At 50.1% G+C, this 15,481-nt stretch carries 15 protein-coding genes, 1 pseudogene and 1 riboswitch; of the genes and pseudogenes, 8 read left to right on the top strand and 8 right to left on the bottom strand.

Features of this window, described 5'->3' with window-relative positions; translation table 11 throughout:
• Positions 1-20 precede the first annotated feature (20 nt).
• Genes OES20_11715 through OES20_11705 form a run of 3 tightly spaced genes read right to left on the bottom strand, consistent with a single transcriptional unit; the run spans position 21 to position 2,895 of the window.
• On the bottom strand, positions 21-710 hold the full coding sequence (locus OES20_11715; protein MDH3635359.1) for an ankyrin repeat domain-containing protein: 690 nt from the start codon (positions 708-710) through the stop codon (positions 21-23).
• 42 nt (positions 711-752) lie between these two features.
• A complete protein-coding gene (locus OES20_11710; protein MDH3635358.1) occupies positions 753-1,988 on the bottom strand; it encodes an aminotransferase class V-fold PLP-dependent enzyme in 1,236 nt (411 codons plus the stop codon).
• 22 nt (positions 1,989-2,010) lie between these two features.
• A complete protein-coding gene (locus OES20_11705) occupies positions 2,011-2,895 on the bottom strand; it encodes a phosphotransferase family protein (protein ID MDH3635357.1) in 885 nt (294 codons plus the stop codon).
• A gap of 51 nt (positions 2,896-2,946) precedes the next feature.
• Between OES20_11705 and OES20_11700 the strand changes: the two genes are divergently transcribed.
• Positions 2,947-3,744: a hypothetical protein gene (locus tag OES20_11700; GenBank protein ID MDH3635356.1), complete on the top strand. Its 798-nt coding sequence runs from the start codon at positions 2,947-2,949 to the stop codon at positions 3,742-3,744.
• Between the two features lie 66 nt (positions 3,745-3,810).
• The gene (locus tag OES20_11695) at positions 3,811-4,356 is read left to right on the top strand and encodes a hypothetical protein (GenBank protein ID MDH3635355.1); all 546 of its coding nucleotides are present in this window, start codon (positions 3,811-3,813) and stop codon (positions 4,354-4,356) included.
• 85 nt (positions 4,357-4,441) lie between these two features.
• Here the strand turns inward: OES20_11695 and OES20_11690 are convergent, their stop codons facing one another.
• Positions 4,442-4,657, bottom strand: coding sequence for a hypothetical protein (locus OES20_11690; GenBank protein MDH3635354.1), 216 nt, complete (start codon positions 4,655-4,657; stop codon positions 4,442-4,444).
• A 667-nt stretch (positions 4,658-5,324) separates the two neighbouring features.
• Between OES20_11690 and OES20_11685 the strand changes: the two genes are divergently transcribed.
• From OES20_11685 to OES20_11675, 3 genes are all read left to right on the top strand, one after another.
• Entirely contained in the window at positions 5,325-5,609 is a 285-nt protein-coding gene (locus OES20_11685) for a hypothetical protein (GenBank protein MDH3635353.1), read from the top strand.
• Positions 5,610-5,906: 297 nt separating this feature from the next.
• Complete coding sequence (locus OES20_11680; protein ID MDH3635352.1) at positions 5,907-7,205, top strand: tetratricopeptide repeat protein; 1,299 nt, start codon at positions 5,907-5,909, stop codon at positions 7,203-7,205.
• A 313-nt stretch (positions 7,206-7,518) separates the two neighbouring features.
• The gene (locus tag OES20_11675; GenBank protein MDH3635351.1) at positions 7,519-8,493 is read left to right on the top strand and encodes a zinc-binding alcohol dehydrogenase family protein; all 975 of its coding nucleotides are present in this window, start codon (positions 7,519-7,521) and stop codon (positions 8,491-8,493) included.
• A 241-nt stretch (positions 8,494-8,734) separates the two neighbouring features.
• Here the strand turns inward: OES20_11675 and OES20_11670 are convergent, their stop codons facing one another.
• The 4 genes from OES20_11670 to OES20_11655 all read right to left on the bottom strand — a co-directional run bounded on the left by OES20_11670 (position 8,735) and on the right by OES20_11655 (position 10,735).
• Positions 8,735-8,965, bottom strand: coding sequence for a hypothetical protein (locus OES20_11670; GenBank protein MDH3635350.1), 231 nt, complete (start codon positions 8,963-8,965; stop codon positions 8,735-8,737).
• A gap of 29 nt (positions 8,966-8,994) precedes the next feature.
• Positions 8,995-9,107: riboswitch (cyclic di-GMP riboswitch) on the bottom strand.
• Positions 9,108-9,344: 237 nt separating this feature from the next.
• Positions 9,345-9,587 carry a hypothetical protein gene (locus OES20_11665; GenBank protein MDH3635349.1) on the bottom strand — a complete coding sequence of 81 codons (243 nt, stop codon included), beginning with the start codon at positions 9,585-9,587 and terminating at the stop codon, positions 9,345-9,347.
• Positions 9,584-9,766, bottom strand: a complete 183-nt coding sequence (locus tag OES20_11660; protein MDH3635348.1) for a hypothetical protein — start codon at positions 9,764-9,766, stop codon at positions 9,584-9,586. Before OES20_11660 ends, OES20_11665 begins: the two co-directional genes overlap by 4 nt.
• A 318-nt stretch (positions 9,767-10,084) precedes the next feature.
• Positions 10,085-10,735 (bottom strand): Crp/Fnr family transcriptional regulator, encoded by a 651-nt coding sequence (locus tag OES20_11655; GenBank protein MDH3635347.1) that lies wholly within the window; start codon positions 10,733-10,735, stop codon positions 10,085-10,087.
• A gap of 468 nt (positions 10,736-11,203) precedes the next feature.
• On the opposite strand from OES20_11655, the gene OES20_11650 reads away from it, so the two are divergent.
• The 3 genes and pseudogenes from OES20_11650 (at position 11,204) to OES20_11640 (ending at position 15,113) form a co-directional block, all read left to right on the top strand.
• Positions 11,204-12,898 (top strand): monovalent cation:proton antiporter-2 (CPA2) family protein, encoded by a 1,695-nt coding sequence (locus OES20_11650; protein ID MDH3635346.1) that lies wholly within the window; start codon positions 11,204-11,206, stop codon positions 12,896-12,898.
• Positions 12,899-13,329: 431 nt separating this feature from the next.
• On the top strand, positions 13,330-13,839 hold the full coding sequence (locus tag OES20_11645) for a hypothetical protein (protein MDH3635345.1): 510 nt from the start codon (positions 13,330-13,332) through the stop codon (positions 13,837-13,839).
• A 236-nt stretch (positions 13,840-14,075) separates the two neighbouring features.
• A pseudogene (locus OES20_11640) lies at positions 14,076-15,113 on the top strand (IS110 family transposase).
• The last annotated feature ends 368 nt before the right edge of the window (positions 15,114-15,481 follow it).

Raw genomic sequence — 15,481 nt, 5'->3', positions numbered from 1 at the left:
CCGTCCTTGCCCAACCCGTTTTACTTCGCACCCGCATCCAGCAAGATTTTAACCATACTCTGGTAGCCACGCCTGCGTGCTAATTGCAGTGGTGTGCTGCCACTGCCATCAGCCAGGTTGACGTCCGCACCTGCATCGACCAGGGCCTTGAGCGTTGCGATATGTTGCTGACCACCATCACCGAGCACGATGGTTTCGATCAGCGCGGTCCAGTTCAGATTGTTAATATGGTCGAGCGGCGCACCAGCCTGGATCAAAGTTTCGACGACGGCGAAATGCCCGAGATGTGCTGCGGCAATCAATGCGGTGCCCTCATAACGGCTGGTGACATTGTCGGCGCGACAGCCCAGCGTGAGCGCCAGTTTCATGGTCGCGAGATCATTAGCGACGGCTGCAATGGTAACGATGTCATAAAAATCGTCTTCGAGCGCATTCGCATCAGCGCCGGCTGCCACCAGATGTCGCATGGCTGCGTGATTCTGAAAATAAGCGGCTACATGAAGCGCACTGCGTCCGTGACTATCACGCCGATCGGTATCCGCGCCCGAATTCAAGAGCTCTTCAAGCGTGCCCGTGTCGCGTTCTAGTACGGCGCGAAATAAAACACGATATTTTTCCATTTCGATATCGCTGGGTGGGGTTTGCGCAACCGCGATAGACGACGCGACGATACTGACTATCAGGATCAGGTCGCGCAAACAGGTGGTCATTTTTGAGTACGACTGCACAGTGTCAGGATAATCACCGTTACTTCATAGTGCGGTATCTAATGCCCGTAAAATGCGGTTCACCTCATCCTGATTGCTGTAGTGCACCAGTGACAGGCGGACCACGCCATCATCCGGGTCAATGCCGAGGTCGCTAATCAATCGGTGGGCATAAAAATTGCCGTTCTCGGTGCCAATGCCCAGATCCTGCAGTTTGTGGGTCACTGACTGCGCGCTCTGCTTGAGCGGCTGGAATGCAATTGTCGGTGCGCGATCATTGTCCCTGGTATGAGTTTTGCCGAGCAGGCGCACGTCAGCATGGTGATGCAGAAACTCGAGCAGCGGCGCCGCCAGTTCGTTTTCATGCTGCACGATCAACTGGTGGAGTTGCTCCAGTTTGGTGTTGCGTTTTTCTTCACTGACGCCGAAATGGTGCTGGTGCAGTTCGTCAAAATAATCCAGGACCCCGGCACAACCGGCGATCTGGGCGTGCTGCGGGCCGGCGGGGGCAAAATCCTTGGCCGGATTGCTGCTGTTGAAATAGTGAGCCTGCGATGTCAAATCGCCGTGAACGTCCCGGTTAACGTACAGCAGGCCCTGGTGCGGGCCATAGACCTTGTAAAGGCTGAACGCGTAGCAATCGACGTCGAGCGCTTTCATATCTGAAATATGATGCGGTGCATAGGCAACTGCGTCGATAAATACCCGTGCGTTGCTGCCCGACTTGATGGTCTTGACGATTGCGGCAACCGGGTTGACCGTGCCGACGATATTCGAGCAATGCGTGAAATATACCCAGCGCGTATTGTCGCGCAGCAACGGGAACAGTGATTCGATATTGAGCAGCCCGGTGTCGGGCTCCACTTCCCATTGCCGGATGGTGACGCCTTTTTCAATCGCCTTGCGCCGCCAGACCCCGCTATTGGCTTCGTGGTCCTGGTTGGTCACGATGATCTCATCGCCCGGTTTCCAGATGTCGCCAATCGCCTGCGCCATGACGTAGGTGTTCATTGACGTCGAAGGACCGATGGTCAGCTCGCTGGGCCGGATATTGAGTGCCTGCGCCCAGCCGGCATGGGCCCGGTCCATCGCCTTGCCTGCTTCTGCTGAGGGCGAATAACGCGAATAGGGTTGTACGCGCATGTGACGGTTATAGTGTTCGAGTACCTCGTTAGCCTGGTTGCAGACGTAGCTGCCCCCGGCATTGGAAGCAAAGGCAAACTCTGGATCATCGGCGAGCTGATCGAATTGTTTTCTGACATAGTCGATGTCGAGTTTCATAAATGGACTCCGGTGGAATTTTTCAATGGTAATTGTTTTTATATTCGGTATATACCGATTCGAAGCGCATCAGGTTTTTTTGCGTGTAGTCGGCAAAATCCATGTCCACGCGCGAGTTCAGTTCCGAGACCATCGACCACATGGTCTCGCGTAACAGCGAGGCGCATTTCATCGCGTGGTAACTGCTGAGTGTTGCGTGGTCCGGACGGACATCAAAATACTGTTCCAGCATTGCCCTTTCCTGCAGGTCACTCAGTTCATTGTTCGATGCCAGGTTTGACAGGTCAAATAGAGGGCTGTTGAAACCAGCGTAATCGAAATCGATGAGCCAGATCTTATCACCGTCATCGATAAAATTGGCGGGCAGTAAATCGTTATGGCCAAACACGATTTCAACCGGTCCGACCGCCGCTTCGAGCTCAGCTCCAATGGTGGCGAGTCCGGGTAGCCGTGCGGCGTGGGCACTTTTACCCTGCACCAGCAGGTTGTGGTAGTGACGCAGTACCTGGAATACCCAGAACATGACCGCCACTCCGCTGAAGTGCCCGGGGAGTTCGTGGTGGAATCGTTTCAACAGCGCCACGATACGTTCCAGGTTTTGATCGACACGCACATCGGCCTCGTCAAATACCTTGCCCTCGATAAACCTGACCACGAGGATACCTGCCTCGTGATGCACCAGTTCCGGGCTGACACCAATTTCGAAAGCCGCCCGGCAGCTTGCTATTTCATTTGCGCGGGAAATGAGATGAACGGGATCATCCTCGCCGAAACGCACTACGTACTGCTCGTCACCGTCGGTTACCTTGTAGTTAAGATTGGTCATGCCGCCGCTCAACGGTTCGATGTCGATCGCAGCTTGCCAGCAGGGCAGGCCGGCGATGCGGGTTTTGTCAGAATCACTCATGTTCCGGCCGATTCAAAGTCTTGATCGAGGCATGATAGCATCGGCAACACCATGCGCAATCTCGCGAAGCAATTCTTTACCCGGGGCTGGTGCCGGTTTGATCATGACCCAGAATTACATAGCTGGATCAATGCCGCACTGGCACCGGCGCGCGCATGCTTGCGCGACCCGCAACAGAAAAAATGGCTGCGTTACCAGGGGACATGGTTCGCCGGCGTAAATGCGCTGTCGAATGACGAAAATGGTGCTGTCGATAGCAGTGGTGCCCTGCGTGGCAGCGCAGTCGAATTCATCGGCAGAAAACTTGAATTGACACATTTTTCCTGGGACCGTGCCCAGGTTTCGGTTTGTTACCCGGGATATCCAAAACCAATGGCGGGCGAATCCGCGGCCAAAACGCGTTACCGGCGCGAGCGCGACGCGGCCCACGTAGACGGCTTGTTGCCTGAAGGCCCGCAGCGTCGTCGGCACTTACGCGAGCATCACGGATTTATCCTGGGCCTTCCGCTGGTGGAATTCGATGCCGGTGCGTCACCCTTTGTCGTCTGGGAGGGTTCTCACGAAATCATGCGTGAAATTTTTACTGCCCGCTTTAGCGGTATCCCGGTCGAACAGTGGGGTGAGCAGGATGTAACCGAGGTTTATCATGCGGCCCGTGAGCAGGCCTTCACCGACTGCAATCGTGTTGAGATCCATGCGCGACCGGGTGAGGCTTTCCTTGCGCATCGGCTGGTGTTGCATGGCATGGCGCCATGGCGTGAGGGTGCCCGCGCGGGACCCGATGCCCGCATGATTTGTTATTTCCGGCCCGACCCGTTCGGACCCTACGAATGGTTGCATAATCCCTGAGTCCTGCCGGTCTCTCTGATCACGTATACTTGACCCCGCGACTAAAAGCGGCAAAGGAGCTTAGAGATGAAAAAAATCGTGATAATCCTGTTCGGTATCCTGTTAGCGCAACCGGTTTTTGCGCAAACCGGTCCGGCGATAACAAAAATGATGCAAACGCCAGCTACGGCATTCGACATGTTTCTGTTTCGACTTTATGAGTCAGCCAAGTGCAATAATGTGGTTAAAAACGTGAACTCGGACGAAGCCGATTTGTGTCTCACCACGATCAAGTACGATGTCGACAAGAATATACTGTCTGCTTTTTTTCGCGTACTGCCCGGCGCCGAGGCAATGGATGATTTCGTGGACCTGGAGGCCGACGGGCGCAAGGAAATCATGCTGAAGTTGCTCGATAATACCGTTCGACGCGTGGGTGCCGTCGACAGCTGGGGGTTATTGCACAGTACGCCAATCAGTTATGGTCAGAAGGGAAATCAGGCAGCCGAAAAATCATTCCGCGCAGAATTGGCAGCAAGAACGTCTACCGCGCTGTCAACTTCCTACGATGGCGTGGTCTATATTGCGACCCGACATCACGATGGGGCGATCGAATATTTCACCAGTAAGTAAGCTAACGGAAAGAGGCGTTTGCAATGAACAATCATGACGCCATCGAACAATGGGTCAATCCTGGTGATACCCCTTTTAAAAACTGCTATCTGTTGAGGTCACGTTCCGGGATTAGATCGAAGCCAATGGGTATCTCCGCAATCTCCCTGTCGATCACCACGTGTGTCTCTTCCAGGTCCTGGACTCGTCTACTCAAAGCCTGATTCTGCAATTTCAAATGCCGAATCTCACGCTCCAGCTTTATTATCAGATTTCGTTGTTTGGACGTAAGCGTTTCCAGACGCCCGACTAACTCGCTCATCACTGCTCTCCGTATAAATTTAATTATTATTCGCGAGATACTACATTGGGTGCCGATCCTGTTCAATCCCGGTTTCGCACGATGTTCAGGAAACTTAGGTCGAACCCGCGACGCACGGCGGCGGGGCTTCATACTAAATTTGTCCAAAGGTTAAGCTGCTTTCCCTGGCTCGCTAAAGAAAAACGATTTTCTCCGAAGCAGGCCCTCAGGGTGCAGATCCAGAAAACGGCCCGCGGTCATATGCGGTCGCTTGCCAAGCCGGAAAATAAAAGGGCCGCCTGAATTTGGCGGCCCTCCGAGTTACTTGGGAGAAAGGCCATCGAGATCACCACCGGAAAAACCGGACCAGATCAAGAGGGTACTAGCCTTTCAGCTTCCCTTCAGGTCCCGGTTACTCCTGGTGTTTCGAAACCTTTCTCCAATATCTCTGTAGACACTAGATCACCCCCTTTATGTTGTTACTGATGGCGCCAAGGATGCCATAGTTTTTACATCTGTCAACGCTGTTTGCAATATAACCGGGGTGACGGTTAGCATAATACCAAAATTGTGGGATCGAGCTCCTTCAAAATCTCTTATTCGGGGGACACCATACCTGATTAGGTCTCTTGCTTGAGACCCAAACAGGTATACTGTCACCGAATTCTGGAATCGCAGGAGGAGGAATATGGCGCGTACTCCATTATCGGCCGACCTGGAAAGAGCCCTTGACCTGTTGAAGCAGGTTGACCAAAGCAGGCTGGACTTCGCCCCTGACCCGAATGTCTCCCCCGATATTCGCGAGCTAACAGGTCTGGAGGCGTATCCTGTAGATTCCCACCTGGCGAATCTGCAGGCCAGAATCGAGGCCGTTGCAAAAGCAGGTGATAAGCTGGATCCGCGCGAACCCTCCGACTATGTGTCGAAGCTCATCATCGCGTGCGTACGGTTCGCCCCGCCAAGCGACGATTAGGCCTCCGGCGGTAAATGAGTGTCTGCTTCCCGTTAGCGGACACTCATATTCGTCGCACCGTTGGTCTTACTACGGCCAATTGCAGACTCTCCTCCGATACTCTTAATTCTGGAATTCCGGGGACTGTACAGTTATTTTTCGATCAGAAAGAATGGGGATTAAATAGGTATACTGTCCCCGGAATTCGTAACGATTCAAAATGAGTAAGGCCCGAAAGATCTGTGTTTTAGCAAATTCATTCAGGAGCTAACTATGGTACCAAGTGAAAAAATACAAACAGATGCCCGCGGGGTACCTGTGTCAAGCTGTAAACCCGAATCGTTGAACGACTATGAGACGGCAATTTATCAATTCCAGAGTTATTTCGGTGATCCGACTGAAACGCTGACAAGTACCATCGAAAATGATCCCGAATTTGTAATGGGTCATATTTTTAACGCCAGTGCCATGTTGATGATGAGTGAGCGCCAATACCTGCCAATGGTTCAGGAAAGTATCGAAACTGCAGAATCGCTGGCAAGTAAATCAAATGATCGGGAAAAGGCGTTAACCGCAGCGGCACGAAACTGGATGGAAGGACGCTGGGATCAGGCGGGTGTAATCTGGGATCGGGTGCTTGGCGAACATCCCCGTGATGCGATGGCGATTCAATGCGCCCATCTGACCGACTTCTTGATGGGTGATGCGGTTAATTTACGCGACCGGATTGGCCGGGTTATCGGACATTGGGACCGGGATACTCCAGGCTACTCATATATTCTTGGAATGCAGGCTTTCGGTCTCGAAGAATGTAATCAGTTTGACAAGGCGGAAGAAGCTGCGAGGGGAGCGCTCGATATCGAAGCGCGCGATGGATGGTCTGTACATGCGCTGACCCATGTGATGGAAATGCAGAATCGATACGAGGAAGGCCAGGAGTTCCTGCAGTCTACAACCGATAACTGGGCTCCCAACAACGGATTCGCGTTTCATAACTGGTGGCATCTTGGCTTGTTTCATATCGAGCAGGAAGACTTTGATGGTGCATTGAAATTGTACGACGAGCAAATTCTACCCGGAGATTCTGATGTTTCGATGCAGATGCTTGATGCCTCGGCATTACTTTGGAGAGTGCATTTACAGGAAGTTGATGTTGGCTCTCGATGGCAGACAATTGCGGATCTATGGGCTCGTAAAACGCCCGTCGAGAATGGTTACTACGCGTTTAATGATCTGCATGCCATTGTGGCACTGGTTGGAGCAGGGAGACTTAACGAGGCAAGAGAAGTCCATCGGGATTTAACCCAGGCAGCAGTCAACAATCCTGAATTGACTCGCATGATGGCGAATGATGTCGGGGTGCCAGCCTGCGCCGCTATGATCGCTTTTGGTGAAGGGCGTTATGACGAGGTTGTCGCGCAAATATTTCCGATTCGTACTATTGCCTGTCGTTTCGGAGGCAGTAACGCACAACGTGACATTCTAACTCAGACGTTGATTGAGGCTGCAATTCGCGATGGTCAAACCGGCCTGGCATCAAATCTTATCAATGAGCGTAGCGTACACAAACCATTCAGTCCGTTAACCCGACGATTTAAAAACAAGCTCAGTCATTAAAGCCTCTAAATAGTCCGCATATAACTCTTTGGAGCTATGCAGGCTACCGGATAGAGATTCCTTAAACAGAAGCAATATCAGAGTCTCTTTTGGATCGTTCTCTGCCGCTGATATTGGAGATTTCATGGCCAGCTCTCTCCAAAGGAGACGCTCGATAAGCTGACCTGGGAGGCAACCTTCGGCCAGTAGCGGAAACCCGGCAACACATAATATATTATCAGGTCAACTACCTTTTAATCGTGCTGTTATGCGGTACAGAACGATAAAGGGTTAGGATGAAATCTCAACATACCAAGGAACAACGATACGCAATATGAAAGCTTGGATTATTCGGAAAGCTGGTGGACCAGAGCAATTTCAACTTGAGGACGCGGAAATGCCAAGCCCGCGAAAGGGCTGGGCACTAATCCGAATTCGTGGATTTGGGCTGAACCGATCAGAGTGGTTTACACGAATAGGAGATTCCCCTACCGTGCAGTTTCCGCGCGTCCTTGGAATTGAATGCGTGGGAGAAATCGTGGACGCGGGCGGTTTGGATTTGGACCCCGGTACCTCAGTTGCTGCGATAATGGGCGGTATGGGCCGTGAATTTGATGGCTCCTATGCAGAATACACCTTGGTTCCACATGAGTGTGTTTTCGCGATTCGCACTCAATTGCCTTGGGAAAAACTTGCTGCTCTACCTGAGATGCTTCAGACCACTCACGGGTCGTTACATATCGGACTCGAGATCAATCGAGCGAAATCTCTATTGATTCGGGGCGGAACGTCTTCGATTGGAATGGCTGCCCTGGCCTTGGCCAAGCACGCCGGGTTGGAAGTTGGTACTACTACTCGCGGTTCAGGAAAAATTGGTGAACTCAAAGCTGCAGGTGCAGACGAAGTCTGGATCGACAATGGCGAAATCCACCAGCAAATCGAAGATGAACGTGGCAAGCCCTATGATCGAGTACTTGAGTTAATCGGCGCCAGCACTTTGCTCGACTCGCTGCGTTGTGTCGGGCGCGGTGGTATCGTTTGTATGACAGGAATTCTTGGTGGAAAATGGGTACTCGATGACTTCCATCCAATGGGAGATATACCTACAGCGGTAAAGCTGACTTCATATAGCGGTGAGGCAGCGGATCTGACGTCCACACAACTACAGGAATATATCGGTCTCGTTGAGAAAGGAGAGCTAGAAGTAAAGACGGGAGCTGTTTTTGATTTTGAGGAGTTGGTAGAAGCTCATAATCTAATGGATGACAATCAGGCGGGTGGGAAGATAGTTGTACGCGGTAAAGAATGAGCAAGCGATCACCAGATTGTTTGAAATCACTAATACACTCCACCGCATAACAAACGCATGCAGTCGATCGGACTAGGTGCCCGCTGCGCGCGCACTGTGTGCCGCTGATGCATCGAGTTTGAGCGGCAGCTTTCTCGTAAGCGGACCCTTGTAATATCCTGACGGGAGGCAATCTTCGGCCAACAGCGGACCCTCACACAATTAAAATCACAAACTACACTTTGCATATACCTGGCTATGTTTAGCTCTTGTTTGCACGACTTCTTACCTTCGCTAACTTCGCCTCAAGATACTCTATTTCCCTATTTAAACGGCGCAGTTTTTCAGACAACGGCTTTTCATTTTTTAACTTATGGGCCAAGTCTTTGGATTCGATGATTGACCTTACCAGCTTAGCCTCATCGATTGCTAAACCCAAGCAGGTTAACAATCGATTCGTTGAAGTGGGTTCGATTTGCAGTGACACATTCATAGCCGTCCCCCTCTCTACTGTTGTATAGAAGTGGCAGTCCGGCGGTCTTGGGTCCTCCGGGAGCTTTTCTGTGGCTTCTCGGAGGAAGCGAGGACCCGTGGCTTTCCGTCCCCGTCTTTAGACGGGTTTGGCTTTATCATTGTATATTGTGATTCACTTTATACGCCCCGTCGTTGGAAGAGTCCAAGTGATTTAATCTATTAAAATCCCGGGTGACTGCTATGGTCGTAAATCGCCGCTAATTACTGGATTTCGAGCGCCTGCTTTCTCCAAAGGAGACGCTGAAACGCAGGTGCCGAGGATCTCAGTTCGGCCAAATACGGACTCTCGGCTCTAATCAAATGTCCTCCCAACATTCACCAATTATTAAGCAAACCAGTTAATCTTCGTAAGCGCCCTTCTGCAGCTTTTTAAGCTTGCTAAATCGACCAATCGAGTGCAGATAAACCCGCTCACGTTTTTCCGGTTTAACCTGCCCGTTGTCCTCAGCCTCTGTCATATCCTTTCTTGTTTCAGAGTAGCTGTCGTTAACTGCGGGCTTTGTTATTGGTACGAAGGTGGTTGTGGCGTATTCCAGAAGTGATTCGTCACAAGTTTTGTTTTTGATGTGTTTGTTTTTCATCTTCTTTCTCCCTCTTGGTAATTAGCCACGACCTCAATTTGCGGTTGCTGCACTGCGACCCTGGCGTCCTGATCTGGCGTAACAGCATAGGCAAATGCGCCGAATAGCGCCAAAATCGCCAGCGAAAAACCCAGATCAAAAAAACCTTTTTGTTGCTTTGCCGTATTGCGCTTTTTCATCGTCTTGTTCCCTCTTGGTTTATGGCAATCTTTAATTGCCGATTGGTCATTGATTAGAAGCCCTGGTGAACCGGTAAATCCTGAATCTCTTTCACCGTGATTTCCGTTTCGTGTTGAGCACAATTGTAGGTAAGGGGGATAAATTACCCTGTTACCGATTACCCCGGTATTTGTGAAAAATTACCCGAGTCGGCATGGAGTAAATCGCCAATTTAATGGGTAGTTTTACTATCGATGCAACCAACTCGTATTCGGTGATGTCGCGCCAAACCGGAAATCGGAGTCGTTGACGGGTGACTTGACGGCAAGCCTTGCGGCTTACCAGTTGGCAGGCAGGTTCTTGTTGATCACGTAGTGCTTATCGGTTATCGAAATATAACTGCCGTTCTCGAGATCCTTAAGAATCTTGCTGACCATTTCGCGTGAGGATCCGATCATGCCTGCAATTTCGCGGTGGGTAAATCTGGGGACTAGCCGATGATCTTCAGCCTCGACGGCATACTTTTCGAAAATGTGGGTAATGCGGCCATACACATCGGACAACGCGATACTGCCGAGTTCCTCGGTGATATCACCCACCATGTTGGCCAGGGCTTTAGCGAGCGCAAGTAAAATCTCTGGATGTTGTTTCAGAAAAGACAGGTATTTTTCGCGCGCGAACGCCGCTACCACACAGTCGGTTATCGTCACGACACTAGCGGTTCTGGGAATGTCCCCGATCAGCGCAACTTCACCAAATAAATCGCCGGATTTGAGGATTCGGATCGTTAGCTGCTTCCCCTGTTCGTCTTCAACGTAAACCCGCATTTCCCCCTCGATCAATATGAACATCGTGTTGGTATCATCACCCTGCTGTATAACCAACATATTCTTCTTATAGTTCCGCCGGATAGCGATACTCGCAAGCGACTGAAGATCTCGTTCATCGAGGGTGTCATACGGGTTTACCGTTCCTAGAAAATCCAGCATAGCCCTGTTTGTCTTAAATACTATAAGAGCTAAACTAGTGTATTCCTTGCGAATACACAAATTGGGATTTTCTATTTCAGCTTAAGAAGAAATCCAGCCTCCGAGTGGGCGGGACAAGCCTGCTTATTGTTATTCAGCAGACTTAAGGATTAGTCGCAATCGTCGTCGGCAATCAATACTTCACCGGTCTCGGAGTCCGCTATGGGTTGTTTATCGCCGCTGATTCATTGAATATGAGCGGCAGCTTTCTCGTAAGCGAACCCTCGTCAGGTCAAGGTAGGAGGCAATCTTCGGCCAGGAACGGACGTTCGGTAATATGCATTAATTGCTATCAAATCGATGAGTTCGTTTCAATTTTGCAAAAATCGATTTTCAAGTGTCGCGTGAAGTAGAATTCGCCGAACAGTTATTTTCAAGTTTACTTTTATATGGAATTTCACTGAATATGATAGGTGCGTACGGGTCGCAATGAATCTCGCATATCTCACAGATATAATAATTCTCCTGGTAGCAGCTGTCGTTGTGGTGCCTTTATCGCGGATTATTGGGCTCGGCACCGTTCCGGGTTTTCTTATTGCCGGGATCGTGGTTGGGCCGTCAGCTCTGAGTCTGATCGACAATAGCGTCGAGATTGGCCATTTGGCGGAACTGGGAGTGGTGTTGCTCCTATTTGTTATCGGCATTGAACTCAAGCCTTCACGCCTATGGTTGATGAGGCATATGGTCTTCGGGTTGGGCGCACTCCAGGTAACGGTTACAGGGGCGATTATCTCTGTAGCCGCAATCTTTATTTTCGGGCTAGAGCCGCGCGCCGCTATCTTGATTGGCCCTGCCCTGGCGCTCTCATCGACGGCCTTTGTGTTACAGCTGCTAACCGAACAACGGATGCTAACTTCCAGGTATGGGCGCTCATCTGTAGCCGTGTTGTTATTCCAGGATCTGGCAGTGGTGCCGTTGCTTGCCCTGGCATCCCTGTTAACAGTCGCGGACCTCACCATCGAGGAAGATATTGGGCTCGCACTCATTGAGGCGATGGTTATTCTTGCGCTTATAATTCTCGGGGGGCGATATTTGCTTCAACCTCTACTTCAGCGCGTTGCTCACTATGGGACACCCGAGATTTTTACGGCCTGCGCAGTGCTACTGGTTCTCGGTAGTGCAGTTCTCATGGCACAAATCGGCCTATCCATGGCCATGGGCGCGTTTGTAGCGGGGCTTCTAGTAGCCGACTCGGAATTTCGTCACCAGGTAGTGGCAGAGATTCAGCCTTTCCGAGGCCTTTTGCTTGGCCTGTTTTTTATGTCGATGGGTATGTCCCTCGAGCTATTGCCGTTCTTTGAAAATCCACTGTATTTCATTGGCATGGTTATCCTGCTAATGACGACGAAAGCCACGCTGCTTTGGATATTCGCCTTGTTATTTAGGCAAAAGGGTGGAACTGCACCCGCGATCGGCCTGTTGCTAGCCCAAAGCGGTGAATTCGCACTGGTACTTTTTGCGGTGGCTTTCAATGCCACCTTGATTAACGAGGAATTGTTTCAACAACTCCTGGTTATAGTGATACTCAGTATGTTCGCAACCCCACCCCTCGCTCGCATCGCCCATCGGCTGGTCACCAAACCTGGCAGCGAAATTATCGAGGATGAACTAACAGAATCGTTCGTGAAACCGGCATCGATACTTGTAATTGGCTTTGGACGAGTGGGACACAGGGTAGGGCAGATACTCGAAAAACGAGGCCTGGCGTATATCGCTGTCGAGCATGAGGCCGAGGTAGTCAGGCTAGAGCGCAACGAAGGCCGGTCTGTAGTGTATGGCGACGCTTTGCAGCCCAGCGTCCTGCATAGTCTAGGTATAGCAGACATGGAACTGGTCATTGTTACTGTTGATGACTTTCAGGCAGCAGAACACCTGGTGTCAACTCTTCACCGTGATTTTCCGGACTTGAATATCTTGGCCCGAGCGCATGATAAAGAACGCTGCCAGACATTGCAAAAACAAGGCGCACGGTTAGCCGTCTCTGAAAATTTAGAAGCAAGTATTGCGCTTGCCAAGGCAGCCATGACAGTACTTGGGGGGGATAAGATGGAAGATGATACGGTAATAGATCAATTCAGGAAAGACTACCACTCAAGTACCAGGATTAATCTCGATGATGGATAGAGGACTCGTTAATGAATTGACAGCGGTGATTAATACCGAGCAAACGCAGGACTTCTATGCCAGGTACATACAACCACAATCCTAATCTTTGTAAGCGTCTCTTATGGGTCGTTCTCTACCGCTAATATTGGAGATTTCAGGGTCAGCCTTCTCCAAAGGAGACGCTCGATAAGCTGACCTGGGAGGCAATCATCGGCCATTTGCAGACCCTCGTATATTTTTATTTATAAAGGTTCAGGCAATTCGGTAATCAATTTGAAACGGAAAAACTCGAATCCAACTAAGATCGAGCGTTTTTTTGTTAAAACATGTAGAGTTTCAGAGAAAGCCAAACAGACTCAACTATATTTCTGATGTTTCAGGCCCGCTCTGCACCGAGGGCGCCCGTTTGCATCAGAAATAGCCCCGGGTATCTTGTGGTTATGTAATATATGGTCGTTTATACTTCCCGTGCGCTTTTGGTTAATATCTTAATTTACTACATTAACTATCTAGATGGAGCTGGCAACATGAGGATCACTGCTTTTTTGTTATTTCTAGTAATGATGGGGGCCACCAATGCTGCAACGATTTTTGTGGATTCCGGCGAGAGCCGCAAAGTATTTGGAGAATTTGACCCCGACGTGACTATCGACTCACTATCGATCGAATCAGACGGCGGTATATATTTTGGTCTTCGTGCCGCTGATATGGAGGATACGGAATATGTCTCTATTTATATTGGGGTCCAAAGCGAGCTATTTTTCATCTCAGGCGGGGTAGGGCGCCTCGAAGATGAGGTCCCGTTATTGGCCACTAACTCGGTAGCCGAAGTACAAGGCGGTATCCAGTACAGCCTTGGTGGGTTTCGCTTTCGCATGGGTCTTCGACACATAAGCGATCCAGAAGAAATCGATGATGGCCGAGATTTTGTTTTTGTTGCTGCCGGCGTCCAGTTTTAAAAAGATAAGCTGCCAGGTGTAGATCTCAGCCCTGATGCGGAAAAATTTCGTCTTCAGGTGAGTATTTATATTGGATCGAACCAGGCTACTGGTGTTATGGATTTAAGAATCGGCTTTCTCCAAAGCGGACACACAAGTTAGCTACTTCAGAGACGACCTTCGGCCATAAGCGATGTATGGGCTCCACCAACCTACCTCAGTAGGCTGGTGTCGACGAAAACAATGGAGTCCATACAATGAAAAAGTCTAACGTAATTGGTATTGATTTAGCAAAGCATGTCATCCAGGTATGTAAGATAGATTAACACGGTGAGCTAATCTCCAACAAAGCCATTAGCCCCAGCAAGTTAAAAGAGTTGCTAGCCAAAACGGTCCCGTCAATTGTTGCGATGGAGGGCTGTGGTGCTTGTCATTACTGGGCAAGGCTGGCGCAAAAGCATGGTCACGATGTACGCGTCATTAGCCCGAAAAAGGTCAAAGGTTATCTGCAAGGCCATAAAACAGATGCCAATGACGCTTTAGCCATTGCGGTTGCATCGATCCAGCTCGGCATGAAGTTCAGCCAAATAAAAACAGAAGCGCAGCAGTCACTGCAAACCCTGGAAACCAGCCGTAAGTTTTTAGACAAAGAACTGGTCGCATTAAATAATCATATTCGCGCTTACCTGTACGAATATGGAATCACGGTGAGAAGAGGACGCAAAAGTTTAAGAGAAACCATGGGCCTAGTCCTCGATGACCTGGATACGCGGTTGCCGACATGCCTCAAAAATACCCTGGATCTACTGTGGGCGCGATATCAATTAACCGTTGAACAGTTAACCGAAGCGGAAAAATATAAAGCTGCTCTTGTTAGTCAGCTAGAACCCTGCCAGAGGCTAATGGATCTGGAAGGCATTGGGAAAGTCTGCGCATCCATGCTGTATGCGAATATTGGGGATGGCAGCGAATTTAAAAATGGTCGCCAGGCATCGGTTTATATTGGCTTAACCCCAAAGCAACATAGCTCTGGTGGTAAAACGTATTTCACGGGGATCGATAAACAGGGCGGCAACAAGGAATTACGGGCTGCGCTTTATCAGGGCGCCTTATCGGTTATTTATAAATTGCCCAGTGAGCCCCGAACGCTCAAAGAAGCCTGGTTAATCGAATTAGTAAAACGAGCCGGGGTTAAACGTACCTGTATTGCCCTGGCGAATAAGACGGTCAGAACCGCCTGGGCATTATTGTCCACCGGGAAATCGTACGAACCTGTCCTGCTTGGCAGATCGTAATAAACCAATTTAGAAATAGCACCAAAGAGATCTACAACGATAACGCTGCATAAAAGGTAAGACCAACCTGCCCAAAACCTGTGGCGTCTGCAAGCCCTTAGAGGCTACAAAAGCGAAGAGGATGGTAGGTGCGCAAACATCTAGGGCTAGAGGGTAGCTTCCTCAACAAGAAGCCGTATATACCCAAGCAGTTTACGTTTTTATGCAAAATTAGCGTTGTAAAATAGGTGGAGTCCATATACGGACGCCCACGTTTTGCCCTCGCAGCCCTTAACGGATTAGATGAGAGTCAACGTCACTTAAGCTTCATATCGTTCTTGACGGATTTCACGCCCTTGATTTGTTGCACGATTTCCACCGCTTTGTCG

Source organism: Gammaproteobacteria bacterium (genome assembly GCA_029862005.1).
Lineage (GTDB): Bacteria > Pseudomonadota > Gammaproteobacteria.
Note: the sequence above shows the minus strand (reverse complement) of the source record. Positions and strands in the feature narration are given on the sequence as shown.